Source organism: Pantoea sp. AS142 (genome assembly GCF_037152305.1).
GTDB lineage: Bacteria > Pseudomonadota > Gammaproteobacteria > Enterobacterales > Enterobacteriaceae > Pantoea.
The window spans coordinates 222,897-238,178 of record NZ_JBBCMO010000010.1 but is presented as its reverse complement, the minus strand read 5'-3'; the positions used below and the strand labels follow the sequence as shown (position 1 = coordinate 238,178).

Sequence of the window (15,282 nt, the reverse complement as noted above, 5' to 3'; positions counted from 1 at the left end):
CCTGCCAGTAAGCATACCGAAGTGGTTCAAGGCTGAATAATTCCTGTTCAGAAAATAAACTTCAGAGGAATGGTAACTTATTTTTTTGTTTAAATTGCATTCCACATAAACGCCGACATGAGTCATCGGGTCATGACCATACTGGAAGAGATGGCGCCGTCGGTAGAGATCTACTCGATCGACGAGGCCTTTATGGATCTCACCGGCGTGCAGAACTGCATGGCGCTGGAGACGTTTGGTCATCAGGTCAGAAAACGGGTACGCAAAGAGACTCATCTGACCGTCGGCGTTGGCATTGCGCAGACTAAGACGCTGGCCAAGCTGGCGAATTTTGCGGCCAAAAAGTGGAGCAAAACCGGCGGCATTGTCGATCTCTCGGACCCCGAACGACAAAAAAAGCTGCTGGCGCTGATTGATGTGGCTGAAGTATGGGGGGTGGGGCACCGGATCGGCAAACGGCTCAACGCCATGGGCGTCATGACGGCGAAAGATCTGGCCGATCAAAGCACCGAGGCCATTCGCAAACAGTTCAGCGTGGTGATGGAGCGCACCGTCAGAGAGCTGCGTGGCGAATCCTGCCTGGCGCTGGAGTCGGTGACACCGGATAAGCAGCAAATTATGTGTTCGCGCTCATTTGGAAGCCGTATCTCCGACTACGATCAGATGCGCGAAGCCGTCTGCGCTTATGCTGAGCGTGCGGCAGAAAAGCTACGCCGTGAGAATCAATATTGCCGTCAGGTGGGCGTATTTGTGCGTACCAGCCCGCATGCTGCTGACGAACCTTTTTATGGCAATCAGTCCACCGGTCAGCTGCTGATCCCGACTCGCGACACTCGCGACATTATCGGTGTCGCGATGGCGTGTCTGGATAACATCTGGATTGAGGGACATCGCTACATGAAAGCGGGCATCGTGCTGGGGGATTTTTTCAGTCAGGGCGTCGCCCAGCCTGACCTGTTTGACGAACATCCGCCACGCCGCAATAGCGAACCGTTGATGCAGTTGATCGATGAGATTAACACGCTCGGCAGCGGGAAGCTGTGGTTTGCCGGGCAGGGGATAAACAAAGCCTGGTCGATGAAGCGCGATATGCTGTCACCTGCCTATACCACCCGGATAACCGATCTGCCTGTGGTTGCGCTTAAGTGAATGCTGACCTGATTTACTGCTGCCGTGGCGTCTGCCAAACGCTTTTTTATCTCGCGATTAGCGGGGCAGGAAGTTATGCCTCACCTGGTGTAATCAGTCGTTTTTCATGGGGTCTTTTCACCAAAAGACCCGGTAAATATAACGAATGTCAGGCAGTCTGAAGCCACAGTAATACTCTGGACCGCGAGACATTTCACAGCGATCGTAAAATTCCGCCACCACGACGACTATGAGATTCAGGCGATCAACGATAACAGCAATATAAAAACCAGACTCTTTTTATGTTTTGCTGACAATGAAAACCACGCCAGCCTGCTTGTTCAGCAATTTACGTTATGGCGGATAAAAATAAAGGTGCAGATTGCAACGGGCAGAGCGCCACACGGAGGCAATGTTATGATCTGAATGACGTGCGGCCGGTCTGCACTGCAGGCCGGAGTGGGGCAGATCAAAGAGCGGCGAATAATAGTCACGCTTCAGGGAGATAACGGGTTGTCTGCTCGTGACAGGCGACTGACGGCCCTGCCTGCGGCCTATCTTGTTACCCGCGCCTGGGATAGAATCTCCCTTGACTCTGACAGGAACGCACATCTCCAGGCCGGTAACCATGATCACGACAGCCACAGCGCACAAAGACAAAGAGCGGGGACGCCCCAGAGAGTTCGATATTGAACAGGCTCTGGATCAGGCCATAATCGTTTTCCGGCAAAAAGGGTATCACGCGGCCTCAATAAACGATCTGGGTGAGGCGATGCACCTCTCCGCAGGCAGCATCTATAAGGCGTTTAAAGATAAACGCACGCTGTTCCTGCTGGTGTTCGAACGCTACCTGTTGCTGCGTAATGCCGATCTGCGTCGTCGTCTGGCTCCCTGTGTCAGCGGGCGAGAAAAAATAACCGAGCTACTGCATTTCTACCTGGATTCGGCTCGTGCGACAGAGGGACGACGTGGCTGTCTGGTCGTCGCCAGCGCGATTGCGTTGCAGACGATGGATGAGACGCTGGCGCAGCGTATCGATGAAGTGATTCAGCATAATCAGCGCTTTCTGGTCTCACTGCTGGAGCTGGGGCAACAGGATGGATCTATCGATAACACGCTGGACAGTGAAGCGGCAGCCGGTTTAATCCTCTGTATTGCCTTTGGGTTGCGGGTGACAGGCAAGGTCAGCGATGTGACCCATGAACAGCAGATGCTGGCGCTGGCATTAAAGGTGCTGGGATAATTATTTTGGCTGACATTCAACCAACGCAATCCGTAAACCGTCGCCGCCTGGCACTGTGCTTTTCGGACACAGAAATTCTGTAGGGTGTTTCCCCCTCATCTGATGATGTGCCAGGCTTTCACGCTTTATTCTGTCGCGAAGAAAAGCAAGGCCCGTTTCGTGAAAAGCTCAATCTTGCTGATTCTCGTGGCTGCTATTGGTTGCTCTGTTTTTGCCGCCCGTGGTAGGTTTGAAACCCACACAGCGAAACATCCACTGGCGCCGCAGATAGCAGAAAGCGGGGAGCCGCTGACACGTTAAACGACGTGGCAGGTGGGTACCTCAACCGCCGGTTGTTGATTAACAACCGTAAAGCCGGCTGATGAGCGCAGGGTAATGACGCTCCGCTTACTGTGTGGAAGCCGTTTCACGCTGACGCAGAAATTTGGCGCGGATCGATTTACGGTTCACATTCTGGCCAGCATACAGGGTTTCCCCCACGACCGGTCCCAGCGTCTCTTGCTGCGAGGGCAGGTTTGCCGCAGTAAAATAACAGGGCATATCATCTGCCGTTCGCGGCGGTCTCTGGTTTGGGTTCAGGGGTAATTTCCTGGCGGGTGGTGTAAACGGTCGGATAGTGACGAAGTGATACAAATATCGTTAAGTTGTATAGCTATGTCAGCCGTAATCGTAAGCTTGTTTCTTCAGCACAGAAGCCGCCTCAACTACACCAGACCCTTCTCAACGCTGGAGAGCAGCGCCATGCTGACGGGTGCCAGACGGACGCCTGGCACCATAAAACGAACAGCAACGACTGCACATAACTAACGATAGTCTTTAAGGAAAACCGGTGCCTGTCCGGTCTCTACCAGCCAGTTTAATTCGGCGCGGTCGCGCGTAGACGCTTTAATGAAACCTTTGAGCCAGTTCCGCGCATCAGCAATCTGCGCTACCCGCTTATCGCTGTGCTCCTTTTCGGCCATTTCGCTCAGCTGGCGAATTAATGATACCAGGGTAATTTCCTGCTGTTCAAACGCCAGATTAATTGCCGCTTCGCCAAGAATCATATGGCCAGTTATTTTTTCATGATAAACCATCTGCACCCTCCTGATTAAATAGCGATATAACGATTCTAGTTAAAGGTGCTCTGAACTAAAAGGCCGCAGACCACAGGTGGAGACGATATGAAATTTTGCGAAAATAAACGGAACCTTTAAGCGGGGCGGTAAACCACTAATAATAAAGCATAAAAAATGGCGGTAATTTTCCGTCAGGAAAGGATTGAGCTATTATGCTGGTTAAACAAGAGAGGGATTGCCTGAAATTCAGATAAGTTAAGTTTTGCGCGTCACCTGTTTTGCACTGCTGCTTACACGGTCACGGGCAAAAAAACTGCAATATTATTGCCACACCGCGCCGGATATTTCTGAGTTAAAAGGCATCGTGAATCCGGGTCTGCGCCAGACTTCCCTAAGCGCAGGCAATAATAAAGCCGCCCACGGGCGGCTTTATTAATTGGGTAACAGCGGTCAGTTTATTTCTTTGGTACTTCAGAAACCGCTTTTACATCCGCTTTATTAATCTGTTGCTTCACGCCATTGGCATCGGTATAAGCCAGCAGGCCGGCATCCGATTCAGAAGGCTTGCCATCACTAATAATGGTGCGTCCATCGTTAGTCTGAATCGCATAACTGGTACGGGTGCAGCCGGTTAATACGGTCATACCAATCAATGCGGCGAGAGGTAAAATCAGCGCTTTTTTCATCTTATTCACCTTATATTAGTTGTCGAGTTCACTCATATTACTGATCTCATTACGATTAATCTGCTCAGTTTTTCCTGTCTGAGCATCGCGGTAAGAAACCAGACCCGTATCTGAATCGATCTGGGGTTTGCCATCAGTGACAATGGTGCGGCCATCAGTGGTCTTAATCGACTGATTCGAAGCGCAGCCTGCCAGCGTACCTAAAGAAAGGGCCAGCAACGCGATGGCTGACAGGGATTTCATTTTCATTTTTTTCCACTCCATGAAGTATAACCAGACGTTTACAGCTTAGACGGCTTTATAAAGTTTGCTGACCCGGTAGCGTCTCGCTGCCGGTTTTTTAAGCAAAAATAGCGGGTGGGGTGGTGATTGGCGGGAATGACGCCGGGAAATAGCATTTATTGCAACTTTGCACGACCGCTCATGCCGTTTTAGCAGGTGCGTCACTGAATCAGAATAAAAGAGATGACGATGCGAGAAAGATGCGGGAAATAAACACGGTCGTTTGTACAGATATTTCTGTTAAACCAGAATAACCATGCGGTAATACTTAGCCCCAATGTCAATGGCGGGTCAGATTCACTGGCCCGATGCGCTGATGGCTATCGGACCAGTAGGGAAGCGGATCAGAGGATAGAGTCTTCACCTGCTTTGGCGGCCGCTTTTTCCGCTTTCATGGCACTGACCGGGTCTGATGCGCTCAGCCAACGGTCAAATTTCTGGTAGGTGTCGATAAAAGTTTTAAAATAGCTGCTGGCGATGGTGGCATTCTCTTTGTGGTTCATGAACGCCACTGCCAGCTTAAATGCATCTTCGTTATCAAATTTCATGTTTGTTTTCCTCGCTTAAGATCTATAGAGCGTAGCCTGAGAATGCAGCCTGTGCATTCAGACAACCGCCTGAAAAGGCGCAATAATTCAGCCGGGCTGGCAGCATCCACCAGATTGGCGCGGATTCCCACTTACTTCGCGCTAAATCCTTCTTATAATGCCCCCTTCACTCGTGAAGGAGACCCGCTTATGTTGAAAGGAATAACCGTGGCCGCGGTGCTGCTGCTGTCGGGTTGTAGCCTGATGCAGAAACAGCCGCCGTCGCTGCAGACCCTGCATTATCGCTGTGGAACCTTACCCCTGACCGTGACGCTGGACGAAGCGCAACAGCAGGTGAGTTTCATCATGGATGGGCAGCCTCTGACGCTGAAGCAGACGGTATCTGCTTCTGGCGCACGCTACAGCGATAACACCTATGTTTTCTGGTCCAAAGGAAACGGCGCCTTTATCGAACGTAACGATAAAATTGTCGTGAATGATTGTGAGCTGCAACCTGCCAGCTGACTCTTTATCTGAATAGGCGAGCATTATGAGCGAGAGAGAAACGCTACACACCATTGCCCATCTGCGGCGTGAATATACCCGCGGCGGATTGCGTCGGAAGGATCTGCCGGACGATCCTGTCGTGCTGTTTGAACGGTGGCTAAGCCAGGCCTGTGAGGCAAAAATGCCCGATCCCACCGCCATGACTGTGGCCACCGTGGATGAGCAGGGCCAGCCCTGGCAGCGTATTGTGCTGCTGAAACACTATGATGCGCAGGGCATGGTGTTTTACACCAATCTCGGGAGCCGTAAGGCATTGCACCTGGCGCACAATCCGCGCATTTGTCTGCACTTCCCGTGGCACTATCTGGAACGTCAGGTGATGGTGCTGGGCGAAGTGGAAAAACTGTCGCCACTGGAGGTGCTGAAATATTTCCATAGCCGTCCGCGCGATAGTCAGATTGGTGCCTGGGTGTCGAAGCAGTCGAGCCGTATTTCGGCACGCGGCATTCTGGAAGGGAAGTTCCTTGAACTCAAACAGAAGTTCCAGCAGGGCGAGGTGCCGCTGCCCAGCTTTTGGGGTGGCTACCGGGTTAAATTTCATACGCTGGAGTTCTGGCAAGGGGGCGAACATCGCCTGCATGATCGTTTCATCTACCAGCGCGATGGCGATGGCTGGAAAATCGACCGTCTGGCCCCCTGAATCTGCCTGATTCCTCCCTATCAGCGCTGGCACAGAAAGCGTCGGCGCTTTATGCTATAGCCCTCATTTTTTTGATTCCGCAACTCAGCGGAAAGCTGTGTACCAGCATAGGTGCAGTCTGATCAATTTGGAGTCAGTAATGACCAGCAGTAACCTGATACAACAATTGCAGGAGAGGGGCCTTATCGCCCAGGTGACGGATGAAGACGCGTTAACAGAGAAACTGGCGCAGGGGCCAATTTCGCTCTATTGCGGCTTTGACCCCACTGCTGACAGCTTGCATTTGGGCCATCTGGTACCGCTGCTCTGCCTGAAGCGTTTTCAGGATGCCGGCCACCAGCCGGTGGCGCTGGTCGGGGGGGCAACCGGCCTGATTGGCGACCCAAGCTTCAAAGCCGCAGAGCGTAAACTTAATACCAGCGAAACCGTTAATGAATGGGTTGAGAAGATCCGTCAGCAGGTGGCACCCTTCCTCGACTTTGATTGCGGCAGCAACAGTGCCATCGCCGCCAACAACTACGACTGGTTTGGCAGCATGAACGTGCTGACCTTCCTGCGTGATATCGGCAAGCACTTCTCCGTTAATCAGATGATCAACAAAGAAGCGGTGAAACAGCGTCTGAACCGTGATGATCAGGGCATCTCCTTTACTGAGTTCTCCTACAATCTGCTGCAGGGCTATGACTTCGCCTGCCTGAATGAGCGTCACGGCGTGTCGCTGCAGATTGGCGGCTCTGATCAGTGGGGCAACATCACCTCCGGCATTGATCTGACACGTCGTCTGCATCAGAACCAGGTCTTTGGCCTGACCGTGCCGCTGATTACCAAGTCTGACGGCACCAAATTTGGTAAAACCGAAGGCGGCGCCGTCTGGCTGGATGCGAAGAAAACCAGCCCGTATAAGTTTTATCAGTTCTGGATTAATACTGCGGATGCTGACGTCTATCGCTTCCTGAAGTTCTTCACCTTCCTGAGTATTGAAGAGATCAAGGCGCTGGAAGAAGAGGACAAAAACAGCGGCACCGCGCCTCGTGCGCAGTATGTGCTGGCTGAGCAGGTGACGCGTCTGGTGCATGGCGAAGCCGGTCTGTCGGCGGCAAAACGCATTACGGCCAGCCTCTTCTCCGGCTCCGTGAGCGAAATGACCGAAGCCGATTTTGAACAGCTGGCGCAGGATGGTATGCCAACTATTGTGCTGAGCGCTGACGATGACCTGCAGCAGGCGCTGGTGAAAGCAGAGCTGGTGCCGTCCCGTGGTCAGGCGCGCACCATGATCGGCTCCAATGCCGTTTCTCTGAACGGTGAAAAGCAGTCCGATGCGGAATACCGCTTCAGCGACAGCGACAAATTGTTTAACCGCTATACGCTGTTGCGTCGCGGCAAGAAACATTACTGCCTGATTAACTGGCAGTAAGATTTCAGGGCCGGTTTCCGGCCCTTTTTTTATGGCAAGGCAGGACAGGGCAAACAAGTGAAAAATATTTTAGCGATTCAGTCGCACGTTGTTTTTGGTCACGCCGGTAACGCGGCAGCTGAGTTTCCGATGCGCCGTATGGGCGCAAACGTCTGGCCGCTGAATACCGTACAGTTTTCCAACCATACGCAATATGGCCACTGGACCGGCACGGTGATGCCTGCAACGCATTTAACCGACATTGTTAAAGGCATTGCGGATATCGACCGCCTGAAGACCTGTGACGCGGTGCTGAGCGGTTATCTGGGTTCGGCGGAGCAGGGTGAGCAGATTCTGCAGATTGTTCGTCAGGTCAAAGCGGCCAACCCGAATGCCTGGTACTTTTGCGATCCGGTGATGGGTCACCCAGAGAAAGGCTGCATTGTGGCACCGGGTGTGGCGGAGTTTCACTGCAAAATGGCGATGCCTGCCAGCGACATTATCGCCCCGAACCTGCTTGAACTGGAGATGCTGAGCGAACGTACCGTCACGGACGTCGACGCAGCGGTGGATGCTGCACGGGCACTGATTGCTCAGGGGCCACGTGTGGTACTGGTGAAGCATCTGGCGCGTGCAGGTCGCCGCAGCGATCGCTTTGAAATGCTGCTGGTGACGGCTGAAGACGCCTGGCATATTAGCCGTCCGCTGGTCGATTTCGGTGTGCGTCAGCCGGTCGGCGTGGGCGATCTCACCAGCGGTCTGTTGCTGGTTAATCTGCTCCATGGCAAGTCATTGCAGGATGCGCTGGAGCACGTCACCGCGGCAGTGTATGAGGTGATGCTGAAAACTCATCAGATGGGCGAGTATGAATTGCAGCTGGTGGCGGCACAGGATGCCATCGCCAGTCCGACGCAGCACTTCGCAGCAGAGACGTTGTAACGCATCAGGGCTGTTTAGTGTGAGCTTGCAAAGGGAGCACGGTCAGATCGGAAAGACGTAAAATCCATCATCCCTGACGCGCTCGTCACGCGCGATTACGCACCTCATCGCGGAGGTGCGCCCGTAGCCGGGCCAACGCTTTGCGTTGTTCAAAAACGCTCCCGGCGTTTTTGTCCATGGCGCGGGACGCTTTCCTCCTCTGAACGTGTTCCCTGCGCTATGAACTCGGTCAGATTCAGTGAACAGGGCCGGATAACCGGCCCTGTTCACTCAGGCTAAGCCTTCCGCTTTAAGCGCCGCCTGCACCGCAGGACGTTGCGCTACCCGATCAAACCACGCGCCCAGCGCCGTAAAGCCGTACAAATCGAGTCCCAGCGCTTTTGCCCAGCGCGTCACGACAAACAGATAAGCATCCGCCACGCTGAAATGCAGCCCCATCAGCCACTGTTTGTCGCGCAGTGACTCATCAACATAGCGAAATTTAGCCTCCAGCTGACTGCGGGTCTGCGCCTTGACCTCATCGGCGTAACCTGGCCGGAACAGCAGGCCAAAGCTTTTATGCAGCTCACTACCGATGTAGCTGAGCCACTCCACGGTGTGATAACGGGTCAGGCTGCCAACCGGTGCCAGCAGATGGCGATCGGGTTTGAGATCCGCCAGATACTGCACAATCGCGACGCCTTCCGTCAACACGGTACCGTCGCTGAGTTGCAGCGCAGGCACCTGGCCTTTGGGATTAATCTGGCGGTAGTCATCGCCCCGTTCGGTGAGTTTCGTGGCCAGATCAACACTCACCTGAGTGAAATCCAGCCCGCATTCGCGCATGACAATGTGGGGAGAGAGAGAGCAGGCTCCTGCTTTGCAAAACAGTTTCATGACCTTGTACTCCATGTTGCAATGGGATCACAGCATAGTAAAGGCTCAGGGTGGAATTACCAGTGATAAGGATCAGGGATCTGCTCAGAGGAAAGGTCCGCGATAAAAAAGCCGGGCAGAGCCCGGCTGATTCGTAACATGGCAGCGATTACGCCTGCACGTCTTTCAGTTTTGCATCGGTATCCTGCGTCATTCGGTTCAGCAACGGAGCCGTCATCAGCATCAGCAGAGCGATTACCGCTGTCACGATACCAATCTGCTGGAATACGCGGCTGTAGGTCGCCAGCGAAATCAGCGGATCGGTCACGTTTTCAGGCACCGCCATCAGGTTGGCCACTTTACCGGCAATCACTGCTGCGCCCGCGGTGGTCAGGAACCAGGAACCCATGATGAAGCCCATCAGACGCTGAGGCACCAGCTGCGCCACCATCGCCAGGCCCAGGCCGGAAATCATCAGTTCACCGATACTCTGTAGCGCATAGCTCAGGATCAGCCAGTTTACGGAAACGATACCGGCATCGCTGGCGAACTTCGCGCCCATCGGCAGCACCAGGAATGCAGCGGAGCAGAGCACCATACCGAAGGCAAACTTGTGCGGCATAGGCAGTTTGTCGCCCAGCTTGTTATAGAGCGCCGCCAGCAGCGGACTGGCCAGCATGATCCAGAACGGGTTAAGCGCCTGGAACTGCTCTGGCGCGAAGGTAATGCCGAGAATGGTGTGCTCAACATTGCGGATAGCGAAGAAGTTGAGTGACGTTGGCATCTGCATATAGAGCACGAAGAACAGAATCGCTTCGACCATCAGCAGGAAGGCAACAATCATCTTACGACGCGCCGCGCCCTTTAGCGCAAAGGCCTCTTTGGCAAACACCAGCACGATGCCCAGCGCAATGACCGCCAGCACCAGTCGTGCGATAACCTGATGATGCAGCATCCAGTTGGCCAGCGCGATCAGCACCAGCACGCCAGCCAGCGTCATCAGCAGTTTTCCGAAATGCAACGGTGCGAAGTCCGGCTTAGAACCGTAATCCTTCACCATGCGTTTGCAGAACAGGAAGTTAAACAGCGTGATGATCAGACCAATAACGCACAGCGAGAAGGCGACGCTGTAGCCATATTTAGCCGCTAACCACGGTGTCAGCATCATCGAAAACAGTGAACCGATGTTGATCGACATATAGAACATGGTGAAAGCACCGTCGAGACGCGGATCATCTTTGTCATAGCAGGTTGAGAGCAGCGAAGAGGGGTTGGCCTTAAACAGACCACTACCCACAGCGATGGTCGCCATACCGATGTAGACAATGCTGACGTTATGACCGGAGAACGCGACCAGCGCATAGCCCAGCGCCAGCACCAGTACGCCCAGCACGATGACACGTTTGGTGCCCAGCACCTTATCACCGAGCCAGCCGCCAATCGCGACCAGTCCATAAACCAGCGCACTGAATGAAGAGAACAGGGTAATGGAGTCTGATTCAGACAATCCCAGTTGCTTCACCAGGTAAACCGCCATAATGGCCTGCAGGCCATAAAAGCCAAAACGTTCCCATAACTCAATCGAGAAGATTAAGTAGAACGCCTTCGGCTGTTTAAACGCATTGAGACTGACAGCCTCATCAGTGTGTTTGTTTGCAGTTGACACATGTACCTCAGTTTTTTCATACCCTGTTTCGGGACAGGAATTAAGTCCGCGTCATGTGAGTTTTCCATGCGCGAGATTGTTATTAGAAGGGAAAAGCGGCGACTAATTTGGCTGATTACGGGCGGCAGGGCAAGAATTTTCTGACAACCAGATAGCACGATAATGTTGGGTTAAAAAACTTATAGAAAACTGTTAATTAGGTTTTAATGTCACAAATAAGAAAAATATCAGTATGAAAAGTCTGGATACGCGGCAGGTGCTGGAGAGTATTGGTATTAACTGCTGGCTGGAGGTTAATTAGATAAAAAGTTTGAATAATAGTAAAAATACAGAATTAATGGCAGGTTTAAGTGTAATAGACAGTCAATTTGCCAAATTATCGGACATTTTACGCCGGGCATGACCGGAAAACCGCCAAATGACCATCGGGTGCATAAGCAGATGATTTATTTCAGAAAGAAAAAAAAGAAACCGGTTGCATTGTCGGGTCTGGCAAGCGAGATAATGGCGCCCGTAGCCCGAGAAGAGATACAAACCGGCCCGGCATACCAGTGAAATATCACAGCAGAGTGTTAGAAATCTTATGGATATGACCACGCTCACTCTCTCCCTGGACAGTAAATTAACATTACTGTAACCTCTTAATTTCCCCGAGAAGGAACTTTTTATGTCGTCCCCCCTGCGTTTATCTCTGGTTGGTGACTACCGCGCCGATGCGGTTGCCCATCAGGCCATACCCTTTGCCATTCAACGTGCTGCCCGCTGGCTGAATATTATCGTTGAAGCGGAATGGATCGCCACCGAACAACTCGGCGAGACTGACCTGCAGCGTTATGACGCTGTCTGGGTCGTGCCTGGCAGTCCCTATCGCAATGATGAAGGCGTGTTTGCAACCCTTCGCTGGGCACGGGAAAGCGGGAAGCCTTTTCTTGGCTCCTGTGGTGGATTCCAGTATGCGGTGATCGAATATGCACGCAATGTCCTGGGCTGGCAGGATGCCTGTCATGCCGAAACCGACACTGGCGGACGAAGGGTGATTGCCCCGCTGAGCTGTTCGCTGGTGGAGCAGCGCGGCGCGGTGAAGTTTGAACCGGGTTCACGCATTGCAAACGCCTACGGTACGCTCGACAGCGATGAGGGTTATCACTGTAATTTCGGCGTTAACCCGGAATTCAGTGACGCGCTGAGTAATAATACGCTGCGTATTACCGCCTGGGATGAGGCGGGGGACGTACGTGGCGTAGAGCTACCGGATCACCCTTTCTTTGTCGCAACGCTGTTCCAGTCAGAGCGCGCTGCACTGCAGGAAAAAGATTCTCCACTGGTGATTGCCTGGATGCAGGCTGCGCTGGCGCAACGCTAACTGCAATCAGCCTGTGACGTTGTCACAGGCTGGCCGCCATCAGCGCAGCAGGGCCGGACGTTTTGCGTTAAACGACCAGTTATTAATCAGAAACTGCATGCCCAGTGCGTCGTTACGGTTTTTATCCGGTAGCGAGTTATAGAGTGCGTGTGCCGCTTCTACCCGCGCCATGTTCAGGGTAATACCCAGCCCTGGGCCCTCAGGCAATTCCAGATGTCCATCCCGAATCTGCGGCGCAAGCTGCGTCAGTTGCTGGCCATCCTGCCAGATCCAGTGCGTGTCGAAGGCGGTAAGGCGATCGCCTGGTGCGGCGGCCCCCAGATGCGCTACCATCGCCAGTGACACGTCAAAGTGGTTGTTGGAGTGGCAGCCGGTGGTCAGGCCCCACTCATGACACAGCTGCGCCACGGTATGCGCATTACGCAGCGTCCAGAAGTGCGGATCGGCCAGAGGAATGTCAATGGCGTTGAGCTGTAAAGCATGCTGCAACTGTCGCCAGTCATTGGCGATCATATTCGTGGCGACAGGAATGCCGGTCGCCCGCCTGAACTCTGCCAGTGTTTCCCGGCCAGAATAACCCTGTTCCGCGCCGCACGGGTCTTCCAGATAGGGAATGCGACCCGCGAGCTGCTTGCCATAATAAATGGCCTCATCCAGCGACCAGCTGGCATTGGGATCAACGGTTACCCGCGCCTGTGGGAAGCGTGCCAGCAGGGCGTTAACCGTCTCGACTTCCACTTCGCCGTGATGTACGCCGCCCTTGAGTTTGAAATCACGAAAGCCATAGCGATCCGCAGCCGCTTCCGCCAGCCGGACCACACTTTCAGTGTCCATCGCTTTTTCGTGACGCAGCTGTAACCACGGATCCTTGCCAGCGTGGCCGGCCTGATAGTTCAGGCTGGTCAGGTTCCGGTCGGCGATATAGAACAGATAGCCGAGTACTGGCACCCGATCACGCTGCTTGCCACTGGCAAGTAACTCGGCAACCGGCAGATTCAGGTGCTGACCCAGCAGATCAAGCAGCGCGGCTTCAATCGCCGCGGTTGCATTGTAGAACTTTTCCGGGTTCATCTGCGGAATATGGATATCGTCAGTGTGGGCGGTCTGCTGATGGCGTGCGTCGCTGGCAAATAGCGTGGCGAGAGTGGCATTCAGCCGCAGCAGTTCGCTCTGCTCAATCTGCGGACGAAAGCGCTCAAGCAGCGCCAGCGTCGAAGCGTGACAGGGACTTTCGCCGACCCCGGTACGGCCTGCAGAGTCGGTCAGGATCACCAGGATACGGGTAAAGTAGCAATTGTGCGCGCCGCCAATGTTCAGCAGCATGCTGTCATATCCGGCGACCGGCACCACCCGCATTGTTTTAATGCGTGGACTGTCTGACATGTTGATTCTCCATAGGATCAAGGGAAGGCGGGGAAGGCGGGGAGGGCGTGCGGCGCAGCAGCAACCATAGCCCGGTCAGCAGCGAGACGCTGGTCAGGGCATAGAGGCCGCCGGTAGTGGAGCCGGTCTTCATCTCCAGATAGCCAAACACCGTTGGCGCGAAGAAGCCGCCAAGGTTGCCAACAGAATTCACCAGCGCAATGCCTGGCGCGACAATTGAGGCGGGCAGCTCGCCCTGTGGCATCGGCCAGAAAAAGGTGGCGCTGACTTTCGAGCCGATACAGGCCACGATCATCGCCAGGAAGCCAAACCATGGGGAGCCCAGCGTCGCCATGAAGGTGCCGCAGGCCGCGACCAGCATGGCGACGCCCAGCGCTTTATCGAGTCTGTCGCGGTGGCGGTCTGAAAAGCGGCTCAGCAGGTTGATGGCGATAATGGCGCATAGCCAGGGCACGGCGGTGAGAATCCCGATGCCAAAACTGCTGAAGCCCTGAATGCGCTGAATAATCTGTGGCAGCCAGAACACCAGCGTATAGCCAGTCATGGTCATGGTGAAAAAGATTGCGCAGAAGAACAGCAGGCTGCGATTGCGTAACAGCGACATTTTGCCTGGTGCGCGGTTAAGCGCGTCACGCTGTGCTTCTTCACTATCCAATTGCTGCACCAGCGCCTGTTTCTCCGCGTCACTCAGCCAGCGCGCATCAGCAGGTCGCGACACCAGCACCCAGGCGGCAAGGATGCCCACCAGCACCGACGCTCCGCCTTCGAGAAACAACACCCATTTCCAGCCTGCGATGCCTAAAAAATTGTGCATCATCAAAATCGCCCCGGTGATGGGGCCGGAGAAGAGAAAGGCGCCAGCGGTAGCGCTCAGCACCATCGCAGTGGCACGACCGCGCCAGGCATTTGGCACCCACTGACGGAAATAGAACAGTACACCAGGAAAGAAGCCCGCTTCAGCCACACCCAGTAAAAAACGCAGCAGGTAAAACTGGATGGGCGAGGTGACGAAACCCGTCAGGACGACCACCCCTCCCCAGGTAATCATGATGCGTGTCAGCCAGACACGCGCACCGAAGCGCTTCATCATCAGGTTGCTCGGCACCTCAAACAGCGCATAGCCGATAAAAAAGAGGCCCGCACCCAGACCAAAGGCCGCCGCGCCGATCCCGGCATCGGTGCGTAACTCCGCTTTGATAAAGCCAATATTGGCGCGGTCGATCTGGTTGATGATCAGCATGACAACCAGCATCGGGATGATATGGGTGAAGAACTTTTTGATGGCGGAGGCGATCCGCTCATCGTGCTGCGGAGATAAGGCGCTTTCCATCGGTCTTCCTCGTGAGAAACGTAAAGAAGAGCAAAGTGTAGGACGGTGAAAAGGCAGGCTCTATGGGCATCCGCCCAGGACCAGATGGGCGTCCGGCCTGGGCGGTTGTGTTATCAAGATGTTACTGTAAAAGCGAGGCGCAGCGGCTAAGCAAAAGTGTGGCGGCGATCAACTTCGTGAGGCCAGGATAAAGGGGGGAGCAAGTGGAGCGCCGACAGTAAA

15 protein-coding genes and 1 pseudogene are annotated in these 15,282 nt (G+C 54.0%); 7 read left to right on the top strand and 9 right to left on the bottom strand.

What is annotated here, in order from left to right; all coding sequences use genetic code 11:
• Window positions 1–99: 99 nt before the first annotated feature.
• Both umuC and WFO64_RS18145 read left to right on the top strand, forming a co-directional pair.
• Window positions 100–1,149, top strand: a pseudogene (umuC, locus tag WFO64_RS18150) (translesion error-prone DNA polymerase V subunit UmuC); the annotation flags it as partial.
• A gap of 607 nt (window positions 1,150–1,756) precedes the next feature.
• On the top strand, window positions 1,757–2,371 hold the full coding sequence (locus tag WFO64_RS18145; RefSeq protein ID WP_337013444.1) for a TetR/AcrR family transcriptional regulator: 615 nt from the start codon (window positions 1,757–1,759) through the stop codon (window positions 2,369–2,371).
• 387 nt (window positions 2,372–2,758) lie between these two features.
• On the opposite strand, the gene WFO64_RS18140 is transcribed toward WFO64_RS18145, so the two are convergent.
• The 5 genes from WFO64_RS18140 to WFO64_RS18120 all read right to left on the bottom strand — a co-directional run bounded on the left by WFO64_RS18140 (window position 2,759) and on the right by WFO64_RS18120 (window position 4,945).
• Window positions 2,759–2,911 carry a hypothetical protein gene (locus WFO64_RS18140; protein ID WP_337013443.1) on the bottom strand — a complete coding sequence of 51 codons (153 nt, stop codon included), beginning with the start codon at window positions 2,909–2,911 and terminating at the stop codon, window positions 2,759–2,761.
• A 263-nt stretch (window positions 2,912–3,174) separates the two neighbouring features.
• Window positions 3,175–3,447 carry a hypothetical protein gene (locus WFO64_RS18135; RefSeq protein WP_337013442.1) on the bottom strand — a complete coding sequence of 91 codons (273 nt, stop codon included), beginning with the start codon at window positions 3,445–3,447 and terminating at the stop codon, window positions 3,175–3,177.
• Window positions 3,448–3,884: 437 nt separating this feature from the next.
• Window positions 3,885–4,115 carry a YgdI/YgdR family lipoprotein gene (locus tag WFO64_RS18130; protein WP_010245445.1) on the bottom strand — a complete coding sequence of 77 codons (231 nt, stop codon included), beginning with the start codon at window positions 4,113–4,115 and terminating at the stop codon, window positions 3,885–3,887.
• Between the two features lie 15 nt (window positions 4,116–4,130).
• Window positions 4,131–4,364 carry a YgdI/YgdR family lipoprotein gene (locus WFO64_RS18125; RefSeq protein WP_010245442.1) on the bottom strand — a complete coding sequence of 78 codons (234 nt, stop codon included), beginning with the start codon at window positions 4,362–4,364 and terminating at the stop codon, window positions 4,131–4,133.
• Between the two features lie 377 nt (window positions 4,365–4,741).
• Window positions 4,742–4,945 carry a hypothetical protein gene (locus WFO64_RS18120; RefSeq protein ID WP_003848989.1) on the bottom strand — a complete coding sequence of 68 codons (204 nt, stop codon included), beginning with the start codon at window positions 4,943–4,945 and terminating at the stop codon, window positions 4,742–4,744.
• A 189-nt stretch (window positions 4,946–5,134) separates the two neighbouring features.
• On the opposite strand from WFO64_RS18120, the gene WFO64_RS18115 reads away from it, so the two are divergent.
• The 4 genes from WFO64_RS18115 to pdxY all read left to right on the top strand — a co-directional run bounded on the left by WFO64_RS18115 (window position 5,135) and on the right by pdxY (window position 8,463).
• Window positions 5,135–5,449, top strand: coding sequence for an MliC family protein (locus WFO64_RS18115; RefSeq protein ID WP_337013441.1), 315 nt, complete (start codon window positions 5,135–5,137; stop codon window positions 5,447–5,449).
• Between the two features lie 25 nt (window positions 5,450–5,474).
• Window positions 5,475–6,131: a pyridoxamine 5'-phosphate oxidase gene (gene pdxH, locus WFO64_RS18110; RefSeq protein WP_337013440.1), complete on the top strand. Its 657-nt coding sequence runs from the start codon at window positions 5,475–5,477 to the stop codon at window positions 6,129–6,131.
• Between the two features lie 139 nt (window positions 6,132–6,270).
• On the top strand, window positions 6,271–7,545 hold the full coding sequence (tyrS, locus tag WFO64_RS18105; RefSeq protein WP_337013439.1) for a tyrosine--tRNA ligase: 1,275 nt from the start codon (window positions 6,271–6,273) through the stop codon (window positions 7,543–7,545).
• A 57-nt stretch (window positions 7,546–7,602) separates the two neighbouring features.
• Entirely contained in the window at window positions 7,603–8,463 is an 861-nt protein-coding gene (gene pdxY, locus WFO64_RS18100; protein ID WP_337013438.1) for a pyridoxal kinase PdxY, read from the top strand.
• Between the two features lie 270 nt (window positions 8,464–8,733).
• Here the strand turns inward: pdxY and gstA are convergent, their stop codons facing one another.
• Window positions 8,734–9,339: a glutathione transferase GstA gene (gene gstA, locus WFO64_RS18095; protein WP_337013437.1), complete on the bottom strand. Its 606-nt coding sequence runs from the start codon at window positions 9,337–9,339 to the stop codon at window positions 8,734–8,736.
• Window positions 9,340–9,487: 148 nt separating this feature from the next.
• Window positions 9,488–10,984 (bottom strand): dipeptide/tripeptide permease DtpA, encoded by a 1,497-nt coding sequence (gene dtpA, locus WFO64_RS18090; RefSeq protein ID WP_337013436.1) that lies wholly within the window; start codon window positions 10,982–10,984, stop codon window positions 9,488–9,490.
• Window positions 10,985–11,651: 667 nt separating this feature from the next.
• Between dtpA and WFO64_RS18085 the strand changes: the two genes are divergently transcribed.
• A complete protein-coding gene (locus WFO64_RS18085; RefSeq protein ID WP_337013435.1) occupies window positions 11,652–12,347 on the top strand; it encodes a CTP synthase C-terminal region-related (seleno)protein in 696 nt (231 codons plus the stop codon).
• Between the two features lie 39 nt (window positions 12,348–12,386).
• Here the strand turns inward: WFO64_RS18085 and WFO64_RS18080 are convergent, their stop codons facing one another.
• Entirely contained in the window at window positions 12,387–13,730 is a 1,344-nt protein-coding gene (locus tag WFO64_RS18080; RefSeq protein ID WP_337013434.1) for an enolase C-terminal domain-like protein, read from the bottom strand.
• Entirely contained in the window at window positions 13,708–15,060 is a 1,353-nt protein-coding gene (locus WFO64_RS18075) for an MFS transporter (protein ID WP_337013433.1), read from the bottom strand. Before WFO64_RS18075 ends, WFO64_RS18080 begins: the two co-directional genes overlap by 23 nt.
• Between the last annotated feature and the right edge of the window lie 222 nt (window positions 15,061–15,282).

Excerpts from the sequence above, each read along its gene's own strand:
- WFO64_RS18115 (WP_337013441.1), top strand. The coding sequence starts at position 5,135 with ATGTTGAAAGGAATAACCGTGGCCGCGGTGCTGCTGCTGTCGGGTTGT.
- pdxH (WP_337013440.1), top strand. The coding sequence starts at position 5,475 with ATGAGCGAGAGAGAAACGCTACACACCATTGCCCATCTGCGGCGTGAA.
- WFO64_RS18140 (WP_337013443.1), bottom strand. The coding sequence starts at position 2,911 with ATGCCCTGTTATTTTACTGCGGCAAACCTGCCCTCGCAGCAAGAGACG.
- WFO64_RS18080 (WP_337013434.1), bottom strand. The coding sequence starts at position 13,730 with ATGTCAGACAGTCCACGCATTAAAACAATGCGGGTGGTGCCGGTCGCC.
- WFO64_RS18145 (WP_337013444.1), top strand. The coding sequence starts at position 1,757 with ATGATCACGACAGCCACAGCGCACAAAGACAAAGAGCGGGGACGCCCC.
- WFO64_RS18085 (WP_337013435.1), top strand. The coding sequence starts at position 11,652 with ATGTCGTCCCCCCTGCGTTTATCTCTGGTTGGTGACTACCGCGCCGAT.
- WFO64_RS18130 (WP_010245445.1), bottom strand. The coding sequence starts at position 4,115 with ATGAAAAAAGCGCTGATTTTACCTCTCGCCGCATTGATTGGTATGACC.
- gstA (WP_337013437.1), bottom strand. The coding sequence starts at position 9,339 with ATGAAACTGTTTTGCAAAGCAGGAGCCTGCTCTCTCTCTCCCCACATT.
- WFO64_RS18075 (WP_337013433.1), bottom strand. The coding sequence starts at position 15,060 with ATGGAAAGCGCCTTATCTCCGCAGCACGATGAGCGGATCGCCTCCGCC.
- WFO64_RS18135 (WP_337013442.1), bottom strand. The coding sequence starts at position 3,447 with ATGGTTTATCATGAAAAAATAACTGGCCATATGATTCTTGGCGAAGCG.
- WFO64_RS18120 (WP_003848989.1), bottom strand. The coding sequence starts at position 4,945 with ATGAAATTTGATAACGAAGATGCATTTAAGCTGGCAGTGGCGTTCATG.
- WFO64_RS18125 (WP_010245442.1), bottom strand. The coding sequence starts at position 4,364 with ATGAAAATGAAATCCCTGTCAGCCATCGCGTTGCTGGCCCTTTCTTTA.
- tyrS (WP_337013439.1), top strand. The coding sequence starts at position 6,271 with ATGACCAGCAGTAACCTGATACAACAATTGCAGGAGAGGGGCCTTATC.